Genomic DNA, 2,055 nt, shown 5'->3' with positions numbered 1-2,055 from the left:
ACGAAGATTTTAAACAGGTTCTTAACTATGCTTATTTTACCTCATATTTTCGAGATCCTTAACAGGTTCTAAGATTAGAGTCAGCTGAAAATATCATATTTACTATTTTATCTGTAATTTTGGTTTTATTATAGGTTCACTTTATTTTTTGATCTCAGTTCTCAAGTAGGTAGGTATTTTTATGTAAATAGATTTTATCAAAAACTTAAGGAACATAGCCTATTTTAGTCATTTTACATAATGCTCGTGAGAACTAGTTTTAATTGAAAGGTCACTCCAAAGAGTCTTATTACTAAAAATGAAGTTTTGAAAAAAGGAGAAATATAGAACAGATGAAGCTTTTGAAGTCTCATTAGCAGCCATCCACCAGTCCAAGTCTGAGCTTTTCACAATATAGATACACCTTTATCCATAATATACCTTACTATATCTAGATGACCATATTCATCGGCTAAGGGTAGAAGAGCCATGTCATTATTTGCAATATTACCTTTACTAATAAACTTTCTAACTTTTTTTATAGCACGGAGCAATTCATCATCACGTAAGACCACTGTATTTAATTATAAGATATGCTCAATTTAGTATTTTCAAATTTATTTACAAAGCAACGTTTTTTTGAACTAAATATTTTTTAAAAGAAACATTTTTTTTAGCGCTATCTTAAATTCTTTTATTTACTTATTTACTTTTAATTTTCTCAAAAAAGGGCAAAAAAGATGCAATACGCTGAGAGCATTTTACATAAAGTATGCATTATGAAAGCACTATTAAAAGATTACGGAAGGAAAATCACCCTATGTGGCTAAAGTATATTGGGGAAAAGTAGGTCAATGGCGCGGGTTTTAAGGCTATGTTAAATTTGGTATAGATGAGTTCGTGAAATAACGTGGCTGGTGTACTCATTTCTTCAACTTCAGGCCAAAACTTTTTAGACATAACTATTCCTAGACATACCAAAGCACATGCAAACAATAGAGCAGTTATGCCTCCGTATTGCAGGTATATAGTAGCACTTGCCAACAAAGCCAATCCTATTGTAACCCACACTTTCTCATTTGAAACAAGGTTACCTTTAGTCTCTGTTTTCTGCACAGCAGCTTTTTTATTTGAAAACTTTTCAATTATCAATTATCTGATTGTGTAGATTGCACTTCTGTTTTCTTAGCTTGCTCTACTGCTATAGCTTTTTGTATATCGCTTTGACTGAAAAGTTCTTCCTGAGACGCAGTTGCTTTTTCATCTTCTAGTAACTTTATTGGCAATTTGTAATTTCTGTTTTGCTCTGTTGTTTTGGATTGCTCTACTTTGTTAGCCAATATTGCCTCTACACCATCTTCTACTCTCTCTGGTTCCCGTTTTACAGGAGATACTTGAGAGTATCTTCGTCTATCTCTGTTATACTGAAACCTACTCTACTATGCTTTTTTCTTGTCCTATACCCATTTACTATCCCAAAATTAGTATAAGTATATGATACTATTTAAAATATAGTAAACTTACTTGGGTTACATATTTACATTTTTAATTTTGAAGTTATGCACTTCCTTAATATTCGTGCATTTTTCTACCATACTTCATTAAAACCAACACTTAACCTCTTTAGCTGTCTCAATAATTTTTCCCTTTCTTCAGATAAATTCTTTACTTTGACATATTCTTCCTCAATCTTCTTCTTTTCCCTTTCTCGTTCTTTGATGATTACTTTAATAACTTCTTCTTGACATTTGCTTTTGCCGTTTTCAAGCTCTGACTTTAGTCTTCTTATTTTATATTCTAACTCATCAAATCTTTCATGCTTTTCTAAAAATTCTATCATTCCGTTTATTTCATTTAACATCTTTTCTTCTTTTATATTTTTTGTAATCAGAGAAAGTAAAAATTTATCTATTTGATAATCAACATTTGCTTGGGCTGTGAATGACTCTATCAGATTTTCTTGACATTTGAAATCGCATAAAAAGCTGACAAATCTTATCTTCTTTTCAAGGTAATTTTTCATGTCCCTTGAAAGATTTAGCTTTAGTGCTTCATATGACTTGGATAATGACTCTT

General features: G+C 31.0%; 3 protein-coding genes and 1 pseudogene. All 4 read right to left on the bottom strand.

All coding sequences use genetic code 11. The annotated features are described in order from the left end of the window. Positions 1 to 386: 386 nt before the first annotated feature. A complete protein-coding gene (locus OZD61_RS00585) occupies positions 387 to 554 on the bottom strand; it encodes a hypothetical protein (RefSeq protein ID WP_274979458.1) in 168 nt (55 codons plus the stop codon). 238 nt (positions 555 to 792) lie between these two features. After that, positions 793 to 1,131, bottom strand: coding sequence for a hypothetical protein (locus OZD61_RS00580; protein ID WP_264707082.1), 339 nt, complete (start codon positions 1,129 to 1,131; stop codon positions 793 to 795). Then, positions 1,128 to 1,319: a hypothetical protein gene (locus OZD61_RS00575; RefSeq protein WP_274979457.1), complete on the bottom strand. Its 192-nt coding sequence runs from the start codon at positions 1,317 to 1,319 to the stop codon at positions 1,128 to 1,130. Before OZD61_RS00575 ends, OZD61_RS00580 begins: the two co-directional genes overlap by 4 nt. A 248-nt stretch (positions 1,320 to 1,567) precedes the next feature. Continuing rightward, positions 1,568 to 2,055 (bottom strand): annotated as a pseudogene (locus tag OZD61_RS00570) (hypothetical protein); the annotation flags it as partial.

It is taken from the genome of Wolbachia endosymbiont of Drosophila bocki (assembly GCF_028982005.1).
In the GTDB taxonomy this organism is placed as follows: domain Bacteria; phylum Pseudomonadota; class Alphaproteobacteria; order Rickettsiales; family Anaplasmataceae; genus Wolbachia; species Wolbachia pipientis.
The sequence above is the reverse complement of the archived record's forward strand: the minus strand, read 5'-3'. Positions and strand labels throughout refer to the sequence as shown.